Here is an 18,467-nt window from a genome sequence, read left to right on the forward strand (position 1 = left end):
CCGGCTGCTCGCTACGCTTTGCCGGGTCTGGTCTTTCACCAGACTGTATTACCTGCACCGAACTGGCGCACCCTCAATGACATTATACAGCTTTCTGATAATGCTGACAAGGCTGCTTCTTCAAAAAATCTACAAAACAATCATTTTATGCCATTGATTTATCTGTTTTGTAGATTTATAATGAAACTGCAGGGAGGTGAGTTTGGTGCAGCTGAGACAAATACTTCATTGCGACTGTAATTGCTTCTATGCTTCGGTAGAGGCACAGGAGCACCCTGAGTATCGCGGCAAGCGAATTGCTGTGTGTGGTGATCCCGAGGCACGGCATGGCATCGTACTCACCGCAAGCTATCCGGCCAAAAAAATGGGTGTCAAAACCGGGATGGCTATATGGCAGGCTAAGCAGCGATGTGAAGACTTGATTGTTGTTCCCCCGCATTATAGCGAGTATGTACGCTACAGTGGTTTTGTACGAGAAATTTTTGAGTATTACACTGATCAGGTTGAACCCTTTGGCCTTGATGAAAGTTGGCTGGATGTTACGGGGAGCTGCGGCCTGTTCGGAAATGGAATGAGCATTGCCAAAGAAATCAGCCGTAAGGTCAAGAAAGAGTTGGGCATCACGGTTTCCATCGGTGTGGCAAATAACAAAATTAGTGCAAAACTCGGCAGTGACTACAAGAAACCTGACGCCATAACCAGAATTGAGGCTGACAATTATGAAGAGATTGCCTATCCTCTTCCGGTTGAGGATCTGCTGTATGTGGGAACCGCCACAAAGAACAAACTTCATTGGTATGGTATCCGCACAATTGGAGAGTTGGCAAAAACAAATCCCGACATATTGGCCGGATGGTTTGGCAAAATGGGATATATCCTCTCCAGCTTTGCCCGCGGAACCGATCAAACTCCAGTTGCCAAACAAGGGTGGCATGCTGCTGTAAAGAGCATTGGCAATTCAGCCACAACACCGCGCGACCTACTGAGTGATGAGGATGTTTGGCTTATGCTCGTGATCCTGTCTGAGAGCGTTGCATCCCGAATGCGAGAACTGGCAATGAAATGTACCGTTGTCGAAATCTCTGTTCGCGATAAAGATCTTTGCAGTTTTATCCGGCAGCGAAAACTGGAAACGCCCACCTGCTACAGCATGGAAATCGCCCAAGCCGCTTTCGCTTTGTTCAAGGCCAGTTATTCCTGGGCAAAGCCATTGCGCAGCATCGGTGTGCGTGGTTCAAATCTGGTTTCTGCAGATTCTGCTATACAGCTCTCTTTGCTCTCTAACGAAGAAAACCGCGAACGTCATGAGCGTTTGGACCACGCCGTGGATGTCATACGGGATCGGTATGGATATACAAGCCTGCAGCGTGCAATTGTGTATACGGATCACAAACTCGGAAGAGTTAATCCTACTGAACATACAATTCATCCTGTAGGCTACTTCTGTTCCGGGTAGAGAGAGACACTGAATGAAACGAGAGAGAGAAAAGAAATATGTGACAGTCGATGTTCGCTTTTCAGAAGATGGGCGGCTCCGTCCTCTTCAGATTGTTTTTGATGCGGAGCACATTTATGAAATCGATCGGGTCAAAGATGTATGCCGAAGAGCCGCAGATGTGGGCGGAGTTGGCGATCGCTATACCTGCTTGATCCATGGTAAGGAGCGCTACCTATGGTTTGAAAAAGGAAAATGGTTTGTGGAAGCGTTCGCCCAATAGTGTATTTAATCTTTTACAGATGTAAAAATAACACACAAGCAAACGACACCGGGAATGATAATTTAGAAGTTCGTGAAGAGCAACACCATATGCAATTGGTGTTGCTCTTTGTTTTCTATTCCACTGCTGCCTCGAACCTAAAAAGCGGGAATGGCACTGCTCAATTTGTGCCATTCCCGCTAAACTAAATATTTCTATACGTAGACTTTTTATGGTGACAACACAATCTGTAACGACTCAATGGGGGTATAGTCGACCAAGAGTCTTTGACAAACTCACATTCATGGTAACCCCATTGCTTGTGCAATTCTAAGCAACAATTCCAGATTTTCAACTTTTGTGCTTGCTTTACTTCCAGATTTAGCCGCAAAGTTTTGAATTAATTCCGAAACAAGTTGCTTTTCCTCTGGAGAAAGGCTCTTAACGGACAGAATTTCCACATTTTCCCCATAAATCAATTCATCGATTGTCACGTCCCATAATTCTGCTAAAAGAATTAGTGTATCAACCGGAATTGCTTTGGCATCAGTTTCATAACTGCTAATAGAGGAAGCCTTCTTTCCTAATCTCTTTGCCAAATCAGCCTGTGACCACCCTTTCGATTTCCGCAATTGCTGAATACGGTGTCCGAAATAATGCTGCGTCATCCTAAGCCTTTACCCCATATCTCAAATTTTCGATTTCTTTCATAATAATTGTTGATTATCCACTTTAAGTGAAGTATTATAATCAAATAACACTCATGGTGTTATTCTGGTCATATTTATTGACAATTTTGAAAGGAAGACCTATTTTGAACACAGATGTAAAAACTCGTCTGATCTTAAAAGAAGTAGGAGTACGAACTATGACTGTAAAAATATTAGTTTGCGATGATGATCCGACCTTTGTGAATCAATTGGTAGAATTGATTAATCGCCAGCCAAAATACGGAACTAGTAACATTTCTATCACCGGTTGCTCTGACCCTAGTCAATTGAACGACAAAATGCTTTCTGAGTTTAATATTATGTTTCTCGATATTGACATGGGACAATATAGTGGGCTTTCAATTGCGCGCCGCGTACGTAATTTACAATTGAACTCCTTGTTGATTTTTGTAACACACTATGTAGAGTTCAGCCTCGAAGGTTATGAGGTAAACGCCTTTCGTTATCTTCTAAAAGAAAGCCTTTCAGAAAAACTTCCCATTTACTTTAAAGAAGCAATGATGCAATTTGCACAAAAAGGAAATGCTCTCAAATTCACAGCTAGCGGTGAAGATTACGTTGTACAATACGAAAATATCGTCTATCTTGAGAGTCACCTACGTATTATTCATCTTCATACTCGTCACCCTGAACGGATCAACGAATACTTCTATGCAACTATGGAAGAAATGGAAAAAGAACTATCTCCAGCTGGATTTCTTCGAATTCACAAAAGTTATCTCGTCAATATGCAACATATCAAAAAGCTAAACTATGACAGAGCGCAGCTATCGGACGATACAATCCTACCGGTAAGCCAAAAGAAGTTCTCCGAAATCAAACTCCGATACATGAATTGGAAGGCTCAACAATGAACACACTTCTTCTTACTGCCCTATGGTTATCAATCGATCTTCTCTATTCACATTTATTCTTCGATTCTTTTTTCCCAAAAAGGAGCCATAGTTTCCGGCGGTTTTTACTATTTCCTATCTTCACAATTGCTGGCACTATTCTGTTAACATTTTCCCCATCCACATATACTCCTATCGTAAGTATTCTCATTTTCGCACTTATAAACTCGTTTTTACATATAACTTCCAAAGCTTACTCTGTTTTTTTCTCTATAATTGTTTACTCCATTGGATGTACCATCGATAATCTTGTTTTCACAAGTTTTTTGGCGTTCAGCGGTTGGCACTATTCAACTTTACAATCCCACTTTATTGTGTACCTTCTCCTAGGTACGCTTTCTCACGGATTGCCACTTATTTTTTGTTTCGCATTCCATCGATCGAGAAAGCTCAAGTGTACCGAAACCACTAATTGGAATTGGTACTCTATTCCCACTGTTCTGTCTTTTGTCTGTATTATGATGGAATTTTACCTAAACTCATGCTTTCAACATGATCAAATCGAGTGTGTCCCGCTTTCTGTATGTGCTGCATTTATCACTATAGTAAACATCGCTTCTTTGTTACTGGTCAGTTGGATTGAAAGAACTTCTCACTTTCGAGAAGAATCTCTATTGCTTCATGCACAAATCAAAGTGCAGTCTGAAGGCATTGAAGCACTCAGCCTATCAAATACAGCACAACGTAAACTAACACATGATTTTCGTGCTCATCTGGAAATGTTGGATTCTTTACTGGAAAACAAGTCTTTTCAGGAAGCGGCTAACTATATCACTCAACTACGTGCAGAACAAACAGAACGTATTCTTCTTGTAAACACTCACAATTCTGCAATGGATGCAATTTTGAACCAAAAAGCGTTGATTGCCAAAAAACATAACATTGATGTTCAATTCACTGTAAATGATCTTTCTCCTCTTCTAATTGATGCGGTAGACCTTACTGTGATTATTAGTAATTTAATGGATAATGCCATCGAGGCCTGTGAGAAACTCCCTATCCAGGAGCGTCAAATTCACGTGAAAGCTCTTCTAGAAGACGCGTTTTTCTTTTCAATTCGCAACCGTTCTGAAACTGTACAAGTCTGCGATAACATGGTTATTACCACAAAACCAAATACTCTTTTGCACGGTTATGGTTTGCAAAATGTACGGTCTACTCTTAACAAATACGATTCATACTTTGGCTTAGATTATCAAAACGGATGGTTCTTAGCCTATGCTGAGATTCAAAACACCCCTCTTTCATAACATTATACTCGTTTTTTGATGCAAAAATGAGTATTTCTCACTCATTTTCCTATATGATTAGTAAAAAGTGTGTGGGTGGGGTGATTATGGGATGCAAACCGCCGCAAATAAGATTACAAACTACTTTCTCCGGATTGGATTGATCGAACCTTATCAAAGCGAATGGTTCACCTATATCCTAGAAAGCCGGTTAACAACTCTCTTTTCCTTGCCCATTTTAATTTTGATAGGATGCTTTATTGCTCCAATTGAGGTTGTCATCACTCTAAATATTGGCATGCTATATTTACGTCCTAGAATAAATGGATTCCATTCCAAAACTTTTATCGGATGTTTTATGACATCTACTCTTTTGGAACTTTCATCCCTATTTTTATTCTATTATTTTGACAACGTTATTGCATATCTTACCTTTTTCTGTTCTATTTTTATCATTCTTTATTTAGGTCCATTTAACAACAGTCAAATCCATTTTACTGAAGAAGAAATGATAATAGCTCGCAACAAAATGCATGTTTCACTGGTTATATTTTGTCTGGTAACCTTCATAATATTATTCACTTTTCCAATTTTGGGTAGATGTCTCATTATGTCTCTCAATGTAGTCGCATTTCTTTTAGTTATCGCAAACCTTGGATTTGGAATCCAATGAGGAGGAATTTTATATGAAAAACAGCACAAAAAAGACCGTACACACTATTCTGAAGTCACTCGTTCAAAAATCGATTGAACACGAGTCCAACAAGTATGCATCCTGCCCTCATGTCTGGGCATATCAACCGCATCGGCCGGACGCACCGCTTTTAAAGACCCCCCCTATCGATAAAATCGATCCTAAAAACAGCTGAGTATACATTCATCATCCTGATATTCAATTTTTGAAAATTAGCGATTTTTCCACTTTAAAAGCCCACTATTGTTGAAATTAAGTTTTCTACAATAGTGGGCTTTTTATTTATATCAATTTTCAAATAAATCTGTAGAATTTGCATTTTTTCCTACATAGTGAACAACTTTCTTTTTCATTTCCTGGTGGCGGAATAGTCATTGAACCGTTCAACTGGTTCAGGCTATTCCGCCTTTTTTTATTTCCTCGTGGGCCTCCAGAATCAAATATTACGCCAAGTTTGAACGGATTTTTGACTCTGGAGGTCTTTTTATGAAAAACATTAATCTTCGCGAATATTATCCTTCTATCTATCCCAATGATTTCTACATCACTGTTTCTGATGATATTGCAGAGGTCTTTCGCAAATCAGAAAACACAGAAAAAGCATATTATAAAAAGAAAAAGCGAAACAAAGCATATTATTCGTTGGATGCAGATCCCAGTTTGGAGTCCCACATTCTTGGATCGGAGCCCTCTCCTATGGTGCTTTACGAACAAAAGCACCTTCGAATGGCACTTTATCAGGCAATGGAACACTTGTCTGAAAAGCAATATCGAAGGCTATCCGCACACCTATTCCAGCGTATGAGTATTTCTGAAATCGCCCATGCGGAGGGTATTTCAAAAGCATCTATACAAGACAGCATCGAACAGGCTTTAAGAACAATCTCTAAAATTCTTGTGGCCAACTCGTATATCTGATACTGTTTTGCGTCAAATTTCAAATATTTTCTATTTTTTTACTTTTCCTACCCTACGAATGGCCAAAAAATGTCCTTATATTATGAGAGGACTTTTTTACCCCCCCTCTCCGGGAACCTTGAAAACTGAATATTTTTCTTCATTGACTGACATAGAACCTGCCTTGCCGCAACCCACGGAGCGACGGCAAGCACGGACAGCACTGACGCCATAACCCTTTTTTGGTGAGCGATTCCCAGTGGCTGTCAGGGTGGCATGGCACCCCACCTGATGCAAAGAAAGGGCAGCGTATTATGATACTCCCCGCAGCACTATCGCAAGAATGTGGCGGGACTGCCTCCGGCTGGGCAGGAAGAGGGGTCAGCCAACGGCCCGGTCAATGAGTTCATTTTTCAATGAACATTTATCTGGACTCTTGATTCCAGATATCAGGCGATCACCAGTTTGCGGTGGTCGCCGCCTATGTGGAATCAAGCGCATTGATAGTTGCATTCGAACTACCAATAACATTATTATCTGCAAATCATATCGCACGATTTCCCTGTTTGAGCTGATCTATTACCTTCATTATCAGCCCCATAAACTAACAAGGAGTCTGTTTCATGTTTCAAGAACGAATTGCGGAATTGAACCGTATCAACGAGCAAAATCCCGTCTGCTTTGAAAAGCGAACCTACACCGTTGATGAAATTCAGGATATTCTGGGTGTGAGTCGCCCCACTGCATACAATTTGGTAAAGCAGGAGCTTTTCCGCAGTGTGCGAGTCGGCGGTCACATCCGTATTTCCAAAAAGAGCTTTGATGAATGGCTGGATCAAAATGCCGTATGATGTCAAGGGTGTCGATTCGGTTATCGGCATCCTTACTTTTTCTCCGCACTTCTCTTACAATTGGATCACGCAAAACACCCATCAACCGTAAGAGGAGGAGCAAAATGGAAACCACTAAAACAAAGAAAAGTGTTTCGGTTCGTGAAATGGGCAAAATGCTTGGCCTGAAAAAGGTAGAATCCTACTGGCTGGTCAAGAAAAACTATTTCACTACCATACAGGTTGCCGGTCGAATGCGTGTCATGCTGGACAGTTTCGAAGATTGGTACTCTGGACAGTTCCATTATAAAAAGGTAGACGGAACTCCACCTGGTACCAAATGGAGAGACACCACCCTTTCTGTCCCGGAGCTTGCTGAGATGCTAGGTATTCATTCTGCAACGGCTTACGAACTGGTCAAACGGGTACATCTGGAAACCACGATTATTGATCGTCGTATCCGGGTAATGCGAGACAGTTTTGAATGCTGGTACGACAGTCAGGACCGCTATAAGAAATGTTCTGAACGGAGAGAGTAATCATGGCATCCATTGTAAAACGTAAAAGCAAGTATTCAGTGGTGTACGCCTACATTGACGAACATGGCAAGCGACGGCAGCGCTGGGAAACCTTTGACACCAGCGCAGAGGCTAAAAAGAGGAAAACTCAAATCGAATATGAGCAGGAAACCGGAAACTTTATCGTTCCCACCGCAAAAACTCTGGCAGATCTTCTCAACGAGTATATGTCCATTTATGGAGTAAACACCTGGGCTATGTCTACATACGAAAGCCGGAAAGGTCTGATGCGAAATTACATCATTCCAATCATCGGTGATCTTTGTTTGGCAGACATCACCCCACGAATGATGGACAAATACTACCGTGACCTGCTGAATGTGAAATCCGTTTCTATCAACAACAGAAAGCCCACAAGTGAATATCTTTCTGCACACACTGTTCGTGAGATTCACAAGCTGCTGCGTAACGCATTCAATCAGGCGGTGCGTTGGGAAATGATCCCACGCAATCCGGTTCTGAATGCAACTCTTCCAAAAGCAGAGTATAAAAAACGAGAGATTTGGAGTCCGGATATGCTTGCAAAAGCTCTCGAGGTATGTGATGACCCCATTCTTTCATTGGCCATCAATCTGGCGTTCTCCTGTTCTCTGCGGATGGGCGAATTGCTTGGGCTGACTTGGGACTGTGTGGACATCTCTCCGCAAAGCATTGAGGCTGGAAACGCCAGTATCTTCATTAATAAAGAACTTCAGCGTGTCACCCGTGGCGCTCTGGACGATTTAAGTGACAAAGGCGTAGTACGAAAGTTTCCTCCCTGTATTGCCAGTACCCATACCGCTCTGGTTCTGAAAGAGCCGAAAACCAAAACAAGTATCCGGCGCGTCTATCTTCCCCAGACAGTTGCCCAGATGCTTGTGAAGCGTAAAGAAGAAATCGCCGAACTGATGGATCTGTTCGGCGACGAGTACATCGATAATGATTTAGTCTTTTGCTCCAGCAACGGACGCCCCATGGAAAGTCAGATCATCAACCGGGCATTCAGTAAGTTGATTGAAGATCATGGTCTTCCTCATGTAGTCTTTCATTCCCTTCGTCATTCCAGTATCACCTACAAACTGAAATTGAACGGCGGTGATATGAAGTCTGTACAGGGTGACTCAGGCCACGCACAAATGAAGATGGTCGCGGATGTGTATTCCCACATTATTGACGAAGATCGCTGCCTGAACGCCCAACGATTCGAAGCTGCCTTTTATGCTCCTAAGCAATCTTCTCCCGCTGCTGCTTCCGTTACGCCGGAGCAACCAGCCATCAAACAAAAAGAGGAAGATTCCATGAGCGACACAGCCAAAATTCTAGAACTGCTGAAAAACCCAGAAACCGCCGCACTCTTAAAGCAACTGGTCAGCGCATTATGAGCTGCGAAAACCTCTCATATTTATGAGGGGTTTTCTTATTTTTCACCACATGATACATTGACCAATCACCTTTTCTGTTAGCAGACTTTTTGCAAGGGTTTTAGGCCGTGTTAGCAAGATACCTGATTTCGTTAGCAAATTTTGCTCTTTCCTGCTAATTGTGTTAGCAGACCCGTCTGAAGAAAATTCAAACAAGGAACGGTCAACTTTCTTTGCAAATTCAAAAATTCCGTTAGCAAGCCACCTTCACGCCGTTAGCAAGCTGGATTTTTCTTCCATTTTTTCAAAATAGCGAAAAAAGGAAAATGCCGAAAACCCTTGATTTATCAGGGGTTTTCGGCATTGAACCTGGTGTCCTTGGCGGGATTCGAACCCACGGCCTTTCGCTTAGGAGGCGAATGCTCTATCCTGCTGAGCTACAAAGACTTATATGAAATTGAACTTGGAACAATCACTTTTGGCGCGGAGTTGATTGGTTGAGCACAACCTTAGGAGGCGGACCCTCTATCCCGGTGAGGTACGGGGGCTTATACAACAAATATTCAATTTTCAGGCTCCACAGGATTCGAACGAACTGCCGCTTAGGAGGAGCGTTATCCCCATGGGAACCGCGAGTCCACCATTCTTTTCATTGGGGCCCGGTTGGTGACAGCCGCTTGCCCTGTTCAAGCTCCTGTCAGGCAGCCGGAACGGGCTTGGAACCAGACCTTTCATCAAGGCTGTGCATACTTTGTTATTATATCAGGCCGGATGGGCAAAATCAAGTTGAAATACCGTCTGCAAACGTGTATATTATAAGAACAAAGTAGAATTGCGTTCGTGCGCCCTGACAGCGGCGCCGTTTGCTTGTGAGGAGGAAAACCAACGTGGAACAGGATTCCAGTTCCTTTCAAACATCGCAGCTGGGCCGGTTGATCAGCCGGACCGCTCCGCCCCCCAAAAAACGCCGCCGGCTGGAAAGTCTTTCCCCCACCCGGCTGATCGTTTCCAGCTTTCTGGTGGTGATTGTGACCGGTGCGCTGCTGCTCATGCTGCCCTTCGCCACCCGTAACGGCATTACGCCGGTGCAGGCCTTCTTCACCGCCACCAGTGCCACCTGTGTGACCGGCCTTGTGGTGCTGGACACCTACCAGGGCTTCACTCTGTTCGGCCAGACCGTGGTAATCTGTCTGATCCAGATCGGCGGTCTGAGCCTTGTTACGCTGGCCAGCTTCTTCACGCTGGCTTTGCGCCGGCGGGTGGGCTTCCGCTCCATGAAGCTCGCCAGCGAATCCATCGGCACCTCCAACGTGGCCGAGGCCCGGGGTCTTTTGCTGGTGGTCATGAAACTGGCCGCCTTCTTTGAAGGTCTTGGCTTTTTGCTGCTGCTGCCCGTCTTTGTTCCGGAGTACGGCGCCGAAGGCATCTTTATCTCAATCTTTCTGTCCATCTCCGCCTTCTGCAACGCCGGTTTCGACATTCTGGGCCGCACCCAGAGCTACGTGAGCCTGATGGGCTACGCCTCCGACTGGTATGTACAGGGCATTATCATGTTCCTGATCGTTGCCGGCGGCCTGGGCTTTCTGGTCTGGCACGACCTGGGCCAGTGGCGCAAAACCCACCATCTGTCCATCCACACCAAGGTGGTTCTGTTCTGCACCATCCTGCTGATCGTGGGCGGCACCGTGGGCTTCGCCTTCCTGGAATGGAACAACCCGGCCACCCTGGGCGGCATGACTGCAGGCGACAAGATCGTGAACAGCATGTTCCAGTCCATCAGCGCCCGAACCGCGGGCTTTAACACGATTGATCTGGCCTCCATGAGTTCCATCACCAAGTGCATGCTCTGCGTGCTCATGTTCATCGGTGCGGCCCCCGGCGGCACCGGCGGCGGTATCAAGGTGACCACCTTCAGCGTAATTCTGGTCACGGTGGCCAGCGTGGTCACCGGCCGGGAGGACGCCCAGATCTTCCGCCGCCGCATTGACAAGAAAACTGTTTACCAGGCGTTGAGCATCGCCATGCTGAGCCTGGGTGTGGTAATCTTTGTCACTCTGGTGGTCTTTTTCAACTGCGGCGAGGTCATCAGCCCGCTGGACTGCCTGTATGAGGTGGTCAGCGCCTTCGGCACGGTGGGCTGCTCGGTGGGCGTGACCGGTCAGATGCATCCCCTTGCGCTGATCATCACTATGATCACCATGTTCATCGGCCGTGTGGGCCCGGTCTCTCTGGCCATCAGTCTTGCCAGCCAGCGCCGGGAGCAGGGCAAGTTCGATATTCTGCCCGAAGGCAAGATCAGCGTGGGCTGATCGGTGCGTTTGTTCCGTTGTTTTTGCGAATCGAAAAGGAGGGCTTTTTTGCGTCGATCCCGTTTTTCCTTTCCGCCCGCCAGCCGAACCCTCTTCTGGCTGCTGGTGGCCGCGGCTGCGGCGGTGATGCTGCTCTTCAACTGTCTGACCCCCTTTGTGGCCGATGACTTCACCTTCGCCTTCAGTTACCGCACCGGCGAACGGCTCACCGGCCTGTGGGACGTTCTGCAAAGCCAGACCTGGCACTACATGACCTGGAGCGGACGGTTCCTCATCAAGAGTCTGGATCAGTGGTTCACCATCCAGCCAAAGCTGCTGTTCAATGTGTGCAATACACTGGTTTATGTAGGGCTGGCGCTTATGGTCTATCTGGCGGCAAAGGGGCGCCGAGCCCCCGCCGATCCCCAGCTGCTGCTGTTCATTTTCCTGAGCTTCTGGATGGTCTCGCCGGTATTCGGCCAGACCAATCTGTGGATGTGCGGCTCCTTCAACTACCTGTGGGCCAGCTTTTTCTGTCTGGCTGCCGGGCTGCCCTTTGTGCTGCAGCTGCACAGCCCGCTGCGCCGTCGGCCCTGGCTGGCTCCCGCCTGCTTTGTGGCGGGGCTGGTGGGCGGCTGGAGCAGCGAGAACACCAGCGCCGGTCTGCTGGTGCTGATGGTGCTGGCGCTCTTCTGGCAGCTGTTCCGGGAGCGGAAAGCTCCGCTGTGGATGTTCACCGGCCTTGCAGGCGGACTGTTGGGCTTTGCGCTCCTGATTCTGGCGCCGGGCAATTACCAGCGGCAGGACGCCGCACCGGACCCCCGCGGCCCGGTGACCATTCTGGCCACCCGTTTTCTCACCGCACTGAACATGCTGTGGGACCACGGCCTGCCCCTTCTTGTGATCTTCGCGGTACTGTTCTGGCTGCTGTGGCTGCAAAAGCCCGCCCCGCAGGCACTGTTCCTTCCGCTGGCGCTGCTGGCGGCAGGGCTTGGCGCCAATTTTGCCATGATTCTTTCGCCGGTGTATTACGAGCGCTCCACCCACGGCGTGTTTGTATTTCTCACCGCGGCCTGTGCGGCTGCGCTGGCCGGGCTGGACCGCAGCCTGCTGCGCGGCGTGCTGGGCGGTGCTGCCGCCGGGCTTGCGCTGGTAGCCTGCTTCCAGCTTTTGTGGGCGAGTTATGACATCGCCAGCTTCTGGATGATGCACCGCACCCGGGAAGCGGAGCTGCTGAGCCTGAAGCAGCAGGGCCAGACGCAGGTGGTCAGCTATTCCATCGAATGCTATACCCGCTGGTGCTCCGGCTACGGCCTGCCGGATCTGCGCACCGATCCGGAGGACTGGGTCTGCGCGGACATGGCCCGCTATTATGGGCTGGAAAGTCTGTCGGCCAATGAGGCCCGCACCTATCCCTTCCCTGGCCGCACCAACAACGCGCTGGAAACCGACCTGCCGGAGGAAAGCTGATGCTTCTTTTCTCCTGAATCCAAAAAGAACCCCTGAAGCCGATGGCTTCAGGGGTTCTTTTGTTTGATCGAATCAGTGGGTCTCCCCCATGGTGACCTTGGCGTCCTCGGTGTTCTGCACCGCCGCCTCGATGGCATATTCCAGCCCTTTGGCAATCAGATCCAGCGGCATGAAGGGGGTGCCGTTGGGCTTGTTCACCACCTGCCCGTTCTCGTAGGGCACATGGATGAAGCCTGCACGCACGCCGGGGAACTTCTTTGCTGCCAGATACAGCACGTTGTACATGATGCTGTTGCACACATAGGTGCCCGCGGTATAGGAAATGTGAGCGGGTATGCCATGCTTGCGCATATTCTCCACCATGGCCTTCACCGGCACGGTGGCAAAGTAAGCGGTTTCGCCATCGGCGCGCAGGGGCTCGTCGAAGGGCTGTTCACCGTCGTTATCCGGGATGCGGGCCTCCGCCAGGTTGATGGCCACCTTCTCCACAGTCATGCAGGATCGGCCGCCGGCCTGGCCCACATCAATCACGATGTCCGGCTTATGCTCCTCCATTGCCTGCTCCACCACCCTGGCGCTGCGGGTGAACACGGTGGGAATTTCCAGCTTGATGATCTGAGCGCCCGCAATCTGATCGGGCAGCAGCTTCACAGCCTCGAACGCGGGGTTTACAGCCTCGCCGCCAAAGGGATCAAAACCTGTTACCAGTACTTTCATTTGTTCAGCACTCCTTTGTGTCAATAGATAAAATCAGGTTCCGGCACGATGATCTTGCCTTCCTGCATGATCTGCCGGTTATCGGTGTAGATGCTGGGGCTGTGGGCCACCAGATCAAAGTGCCCCTTGGCGTTCTGCACACCGCCCAGCGCGATGTTCCGCCCCAGGCCGATGTGAAAGGTACCATAGGCGGATTCATCTTCAATATAACAGTTTCCCTCGCATTTGGAAAGGGAATTCAGGCCGATGCCCAGCTCCCCGGCAATGAAGATGCGCGGATCCTGATACTGCTCCATATATGCCTTCAGCCGGTTGCCGGTGGGGTTGTCCTCGATCTCCACGATCCGCCCGGCCTCAAAGCGTACCCGCACCGGGTCCTGGGCCCGGCCGATGTAACCCAGCGAACCATCCACCACCATCACTCCGCTGGTACGGGTTTCCTCAATGGGTACATACACCTCGATGCTGGCGGAGGAATAGTCCTTGCTGTCCTTTAACACGCCATTGAAAAAGCCCGGCTCTCTGCCCCGCTTTTCCACCGTGAGATCGGTGCCCGCCGGGGTGGTAATACGAATCCGGTTGGAATTTTTCAGGTATTTCATGATAACCTTGGAGAGCATGCGGCTCTTTTTGGTATCCATCATCAGAAAATCATAGCGCAGCATGGAGCGGCCGTCGTTGGTGGAAAGCGGCAGCGACAAAAACTTCTTGTGCCTGCGGATGGCCCGCTTGGCCGCCTTGGTGGTGACCAGCGAATACTCGGTGGCGGCGATGATGGTGGTATAGGGGTCAAAGATCTCCTCGTTGTCGTCAAAAAACATCCCCACATGCATGCCCTTGTTTTCCACCAGCAGCACCGATACCGACCGGGTAACGGTGCTGGCCTGCCGTCGCAGTGCCTTGGCCTCCTGCTCATACTCCTTGCTGGTCACAATCAGCAGCCGATCCCAGGGCTTGAGCCGAACCCATTTATGGATAATGATGGACTCGCCCCGTTCCATTTTGCGCATGATGAGAACATTCCTTTGTAATGAAATTTTGCAACAAAGCGCCGCAAAGCCCGGCGGGAAAACGCTGTGCTTTCCTCGCCAGGCTTTCGGTCTTTTGGGATTACTTGAACGCGATCATGAAGCAGATCTGGATGGTGATCATGATGATGGCCACCAGCACCTGATTCTTGATAACGCCCCAGCGGTCCTTCATATCCAGAATGGCCACGGGAACGATGTTGAAGTTTGCAGCCATGGGGGTGCACAGGGTACCGCAGAAGCCGCAGGTCAGCGCCAGCATACCGATGACCACCGGATTGGCGCCATAAGCCAGCACGAAGGGGCCGCCGATGCCCACGGTCATCACGGTGATGGCTGCGTAGGCGTTGCCCATGATCATGGTAAACAGCATCATGCCGATGGCGTAAACCACGATGCCCAGGTTCACATTGCCCTCGGGCACCACGTTGCCTACCAGACCGGCCACCACGTCGCCCACGCCGGCGGCGGTGAACACACCGCCCAGGCAGCCCAGCAGCTGGGGCAGCATGCACAGGGGGCCCATCAGAGACAGGAACCGCTCGGAATCATCCAGAAATACCTTGGGCTTGTTGTCTCGGGAGTACACCATCAGCAGCACCATGGAGATGGCCACACCGATGGTGATGCCCACCATGGAGCTCACGTTGGAGAACAGTGCGAAGAACAGCGACATCACCGCCACGGTCAGGGCGGGCACAAAAATCTTCATGCCGATTTTGCTGTACTGGGCCTTGGTATATTCCTTGGTGGGGGCGTTCACGCGGCCCACCTTCACCTTCTTGAAGATGGCGAGCATGCACATCACAATGACCAGCGCGCCGGAAACCTTGGGGGGCAGCCAGCTGCCCAGAGCGGTAACCACGCCGAAGGAGCACCAGAAAATGGCGGTGCCGATGCGGGAGGGGTTTTCCTTGTCCATCAGGTTTTTGATACCTGCGTAAAAAGCGATCAGGCCAACGATAATCCAGACCACGTCCAGCATCACGGTGTTGAACATTGCCGGGACCTGCAAAAATTTCATGTCAATCATCCTAGTGTTCCTCCCCATTTACTTCTTCGCCTTGGTGCTCTGATCCCCATAATACTTCCTGGTCAGTTTCTTGTCCTTCATGATGAACAGAACGCTGGCAAGAACAATGGCGATGATGGCAACGGGCAGCTCGGTCACAGCCAGATCCACCAGCTCGACCTCATAGCCCAGAGACTGCAGGGTAGTCTGCACCAGGATACCGCCGGAACCGCCCACAAACAGCACCTGGCAGAAGAACCAGGCAATGTTCTCCATGGCGGAAGCCATGCCCTTCACATCCTCCATGTGCTCTTCCTTGGGTTCGTGGCCCTGGTTCTTGATGGCGCCCTCCGCCATGGGCAGCAGCACCGGGCGAACGAAGCCCGCAACGCCGCCGAAGCCCACGTTGAAGGCACCGAAGAAGCCGCGCAGCACACCGTATGCGCAGACCAGCTTGCCTGCGGTGGCGCTCTTGACCTTCCGCATCAGGTCGGCCGCTGCTTCCCGCAGGCCGTTGCGTTCCAGCACGCCGGTGATGAGCAGAATCATGATGAAGATGGCCATGGAGCGGTTGGCCACGAAGTTGACGCCCAGCTGCTCCAGCAGGCCGCCCACGCCCAGACCGCTCACCAGCGCGGTGGATACCGCTGCCAGGAAGATGATCAGGATCGAATCCAGCTTCAGCGCGAAGCCCGCGATCACGATCACGACGCCGATCAGTTTAATGAGTTCCATTTGCTTTGTTTCCTCCTTTTGATACACATGCGATTCTTTTCCCCGTGCACAGCTCTTCCTCCGGCCAAAGCCGCATATTTCCATTCCGGCCAGAACAGCTGCACCCGGTAAATTCCGCCGGGATCTTTTCCTGAACATCCGCTTTGTCAGCTGCTCTGAACGGCAGCTGTCCGACAAAAAGCGTATGTTTCAGGTCTTGAAAAATTTTATCATTTTAAACCATGAAAGCCAAGGTAAAGTGGATTATTCTGACCATTTTTCACAAACAAACGCCCATTTTTCGCTCTTTTCGAAGCGGCGCAAGAAAAAAGCAGGCGGAGCCATCGGCTCCGCCTGCTCTGCTCTATGAAAAATGAAAAGCCTGTTTGGATCAGAGCTGCACCGGGGTATCCACCAGCGGCAGCTGCTCCATGGTCTCGATGGCCTCGATGGCATCCCAGGCGAAATTTTCCCCGCCCAGAGCCGCCGCGAAGCCAGTGCGCTCCATCTCGTGCTTCACGTTGGGCTGCACGCCGCTGAACATCACCCGGATACCCCGGCCGCGCAGATCCGCCAGCAGGGTCTCCAGCTCGCTGATGGCGCTCTCGTCGATGTAGGGCACGCCGCGCACCGAGAAGATCACGCCGTGTGTCTCCTCGCCCAGCTGGACCATGGCCTGAGTCAGCTGATCCTGGGTGCCGAAGAAGAGCGGCCCGGTCAGATAGACCACCTTCACGTCGGTGCGAATCTGATCGGTGCCGTCAGCGTTTTTGCGCTTCACATCGCTCACGGCAATCTTCAGATCGCAGCTTTTCAGCACGAACAGCAGCATGGCCGCCACGATGCCCACCAGAATGGCGATGACCAGATCGAACAGAACGGTGGCCACCATGGTCACCAGGAACTGGGCGGAAGCGGATTTCAGGCGCTTGCGGAACAGCTCCCGGATGGCCGGCCAGTCGTTCATGCGCCAGGCGGTAACCATGAGCACGCCCGCCAGGCTGGCCAGCGGGATTCGGCCCATCACGCCGCCCAGCAGGAACATGGACAGGATCAGGGTGATGGAATGGATCACGCTGACCATACGGGTGCGGCCGCCGCTCTTGATGGCAACGGAGGTACGGGCAATGGCCGCGGTGGCGGGCACGCCGCCCAGAATGGGAATGATGATGTTGCCGATGCCCTGTGCCACCAGCTCACGGGTGGAGTTCAGGGGCTCGCCCTTCATCCGGCCGGCAGCCGCGCCGCACAAAAGGCTCTCGATCATGCCCAGCGCCGCAATGGAAATGGCCGGGGCAATCAGGTTGGGCAGGGTGGAAATATCAATGCCGTTGAGCAGCAGGCTGTCCGCCGTCATGAGCTTCTGGGGAATCACACCCACCTCAGCCACGGCGGAGCTTTCGGCCACAGGGTTCAGCACGAAGTTCAGCACCACCGCCACGATGATGGCCACCAGAGAGCCGGGCAGGTATTTGGTGAGCTTTTTGGGCCACAGGATCATTACCGCCATGGCCAGCACCGCAAACATCACCGCCTGCATATTGGGGGCAAAGCCCAGCCGCCCGTAGGAGAGCAGCTTCTGGATGGCATTCTCGCCCTCGCTCACGGTGCCGAAGAAGTTATCCACCTGGCCCAGTGCAATCACGATGGCGATGCCGGAGGTAAAGCCGGCGATGACCGGCACCGGAATGATGGACACCAGCTTGCCCACCCGCAGCACAGCGGCCACAAGCAGGATCACACCAGTGAGCAGTCCGGCGGTAAGCACGCCCTGCACCCCGTATTTGGCCGAGATGCCGATGAGAATGGCTGCCATGGCGCCGGTGGGGCCGCTGATCTGGTAGGACGCACCGCCCAGAATGCCAATCACAATGCCTGCCACGATGGCGGTGATCATGCCGCTGGCCGCGTCCGCGCCGCTGCTTACGCCGAAGGCAAGGGCCAGGGGCAAAGCCACCGCCGCAACGGTCAGGCCGGCCATCAGGTCGGCCAGGAACGCCGCGCCGTTGTAGCCGGAGAATTCACGCCGAAGATCCCCAAGATAGGTTTTCATTTTGATTCTTTTCCTTCCTCTGTTTTTGCTGCCCGGTAATACAATAAATAAAGTCCGCAAGTTCAGCCGGGCAGCCGTTTTCAACCATACACCCGGCCGCCGGGTTTGTCAACCAGAATTGTCCGCTTCTTTCCCGGTGTGCCGCCAAATCCCCAAAGCGCACAAAAAAGCCCGCCTTTTTCGGAAAAAGGCGGGCTCAGCCTGTCGAAAAAGGTCACTGAAAGGTGGCCTTTTTCTCGTATTGAGGAAAAGAAAGCGGTATAATAGTGTGGGGGGATAAAAATGCTGGTAAAGAA

21 protein-coding genes and 1 tRNA gene are annotated in these 18,467 nt (G+C 50.4%); 14 read left to right on the forward strand and 8 right to left on the reverse strand.

All coding sequences use genetic code 11. From position 1 onward, the window contains the following. From ACESYO_RS15375 to ACESYO_RS15385, 3 genes are all read left to right on the forward strand, one after another. Positions 1–240: hypothetical protein (locus tag ACESYO_RS15375; protein WP_373210685.1), on the forward strand; the 240-nt coding region annotated here is incomplete at its 5' end. Then, entirely contained in the window at positions 203–1,456 is a 1,254-nt protein-coding gene (dinB, locus tag ACESYO_RS15380) for a DNA polymerase IV (protein ID WP_373210687.1), read from the forward strand. The genes ACESYO_RS15375 and dinB, both read left to right, overlap by 38 nt. 13 nt (positions 1,457–1,469) lie before the next feature. Next, positions 1,470–1,718: a hypothetical protein gene (locus ACESYO_RS15385; RefSeq protein ID WP_077138577.1), complete on the forward strand. Its 249-nt coding sequence runs from the start codon at positions 1,470–1,472 to the stop codon at positions 1,716–1,718. A 281-nt stretch (positions 1,719–1,999) separates the two neighbouring features. On the opposite strand, the gene ACESYO_RS15390 is transcribed toward ACESYO_RS15385, so the two are convergent. After that, the gene (locus ACESYO_RS15390) at positions 2,000–2,365 is read right to left on the reverse strand and encodes a helix-turn-helix domain-containing protein (RefSeq protein WP_294454402.1); all 366 of its coding nucleotides are present in this window, start codon (positions 2,363–2,365) and stop codon (positions 2,000–2,002) included. A gap of 146 nt (positions 2,366–2,511) precedes the next feature. Here ACESYO_RS15390 and ACESYO_RS15395 point away from each other — a divergent pair, with 146 nt between their 5' ends. From ACESYO_RS15395 to ACESYO_RS15430, 8 genes are all read left to right on the forward strand, one after another. Next, positions 2,512–3,282, forward strand: a complete 771-nt coding sequence (locus tag ACESYO_RS15395; protein ID WP_172733329.1) for a LytR/AlgR family response regulator transcription factor — start codon at positions 2,512–2,514, stop codon at positions 3,280–3,282. Between the two features lie 599 nt (positions 3,283–3,881). Further along, positions 3,882–4,571, forward strand: a complete 690-nt coding sequence (locus ACESYO_RS15400) for a sensor histidine kinase (protein WP_373211316.1) — start codon at positions 3,882–3,884, stop codon at positions 4,569–4,571. A gap of 91 nt (positions 4,572–4,662) precedes the next feature. Further along, entirely contained in the window at positions 4,663–5,223 is a 561-nt protein-coding gene (locus tag ACESYO_RS15405; RefSeq protein WP_058965475.1) for an accessory gene regulator B family protein, read from the forward strand. A 13-nt stretch (positions 5,224–5,236) separates the two neighbouring features. Next, positions 5,237–5,419, forward strand: coding sequence for a hypothetical protein (locus ACESYO_RS15410; protein ID WP_132587429.1), 183 nt, complete (start codon positions 5,237–5,239; stop codon positions 5,417–5,419). 311 nt (positions 5,420–5,730) lie between these two features. Next, positions 5,731–6,162 carry a sigma-70 RNA polymerase sigma factor region 4 domain-containing protein gene (locus ACESYO_RS15415; RefSeq protein ID WP_058965474.1) on the forward strand — a complete coding sequence of 144 codons (432 nt, stop codon included), beginning with the start codon at positions 5,731–5,733 and terminating at the stop codon, positions 6,160–6,162. 602 nt (positions 6,163–6,764) lie between these two features. Continuing rightward, positions 6,765–6,992: a helix-turn-helix domain-containing protein gene (locus tag ACESYO_RS15420; protein ID WP_058965473.1), complete on the forward strand. Its 228-nt coding sequence runs from the start codon at positions 6,765–6,767 to the stop codon at positions 6,990–6,992. 104 nt (positions 6,993–7,096) lie between these two features. Next, a complete protein-coding gene (locus tag ACESYO_RS15425) occupies positions 7,097–7,510 on the forward strand; it encodes a helix-turn-helix domain-containing protein (RefSeq protein ID WP_058965472.1) in 414 nt (137 codons plus the stop codon). 2 nt (positions 7,511–7,512) lie between these two features. Further along, positions 7,513–8,910 carry a tyrosine-type recombinase/integrase gene (locus ACESYO_RS15430; protein WP_058965471.1) on the forward strand — a complete coding sequence of 466 codons (1,398 nt, stop codon included), beginning with the start codon at positions 7,513–7,515 and terminating at the stop codon, positions 8,908–8,910. Between the two features lie 349 nt (positions 8,911–9,259). Here the strand turns inward: ACESYO_RS15430 and ACESYO_RS15435 are convergent. After that, positions 9,260–9,336: transfer RNA gene (locus ACESYO_RS15435), tRNA-Arg, on the reverse strand. A gap of 440 nt (positions 9,337–9,776) precedes the next feature. Between ACESYO_RS15435 and ACESYO_RS15440 the strand changes: the two genes are divergently transcribed. Together ACESYO_RS15440 and ACESYO_RS15445 are read left to right on the forward strand one after the other, a co-directional pair. Then, a complete protein-coding gene (locus ACESYO_RS15440) occupies positions 9,777–11,198 on the forward strand; it encodes a TrkH family potassium uptake protein (RefSeq protein ID WP_373210693.1) in 1,422 nt (473 codons plus the stop codon). A gap of 48 nt (positions 11,199–11,246) precedes the next feature. Beyond that, positions 11,247–12,647: a DUF3329 domain-containing protein gene (locus ACESYO_RS15445; RefSeq protein ID WP_373210695.1), complete on the forward strand. Its 1,401-nt coding sequence runs from the start codon at positions 11,247–11,249 to the stop codon at positions 12,645–12,647. A gap of 72 nt (positions 12,648–12,719) precedes the next feature. Here ACESYO_RS15445 and pcp read toward each other — a convergent pair whose 3' ends face one another. The 4 genes from pcp to ACESYO_RS15465 form a co-directional block, all read right to left on the reverse strand. Then, positions 12,720–13,364 (reverse strand): pyroglutamyl-peptidase I, encoded by a 645-nt coding sequence (gene pcp, locus ACESYO_RS15450; protein WP_373210697.1) that lies wholly within the window; start codon positions 13,362–13,364, stop codon positions 12,720–12,722. A gap of 20 nt (positions 13,365–13,384) precedes the next feature. Continuing rightward, positions 13,385–14,374, reverse strand: coding sequence for a M29 family metallopeptidase (locus ACESYO_RS15455; protein WP_283129378.1), 990 nt, complete (start codon positions 14,372–14,374; stop codon positions 13,385–13,387). Positions 14,375–14,474: 100 nt separating this feature from the next. Further along, positions 14,475–15,425, reverse strand: coding sequence for a DUF979 domain-containing protein (locus tag ACESYO_RS15460; protein WP_373210699.1), 951 nt, complete (start codon positions 15,423–15,425; stop codon positions 14,475–14,477). A gap of 18 nt (positions 15,426–15,443) precedes the next feature. Next, positions 15,444–16,139 (reverse strand): DUF969 domain-containing protein, encoded by a 696-nt coding sequence (locus tag ACESYO_RS15465; RefSeq protein ID WP_373210701.1) that lies wholly within the window; start codon positions 16,137–16,139, stop codon positions 15,444–15,446. Positions 16,140–16,335: 196 nt separating this feature from the next. Here ACESYO_RS15465 and ACESYO_RS15470 point away from each other — a divergent pair, with 196 nt between their 5' ends. After that, positions 16,336–16,488 carry a hypothetical protein gene (locus ACESYO_RS15470; RefSeq protein WP_373211318.1) on the forward strand — a complete coding sequence of 51 codons (153 nt, stop codon included), beginning with the start codon at positions 16,336–16,338 and terminating at the stop codon, positions 16,486–16,488. Positions 16,489–16,509: 21 nt separating this feature from the next. On the opposite strand, the gene ACESYO_RS15475 is transcribed toward ACESYO_RS15470, so the two are convergent. Then, positions 16,510–18,171 carry a SulP family inorganic anion transporter gene (locus ACESYO_RS15475; RefSeq protein WP_373210705.1) on the reverse strand — a complete coding sequence of 554 codons (1,662 nt, stop codon included), beginning with the start codon at positions 18,169–18,171 and terminating at the stop codon, positions 16,510–16,512. 80 nt (positions 18,172–18,251) lie between these two features. Then, the coding region (locus tag ACESYO_RS15480) for a hypothetical protein (protein WP_373210707.1) at positions 18,252–18,467 on the reverse strand (216 nt) is incomplete at its 5' end.

This window comes from Allofournierella massiliensis (assembly GCF_964241245.1).
GTDB classification, from domain to species: Bacteria; Bacillota; Clostridia; order Oscillospirales; family Ruminococcaceae; genus Allofournierella; species Allofournierella massiliensis.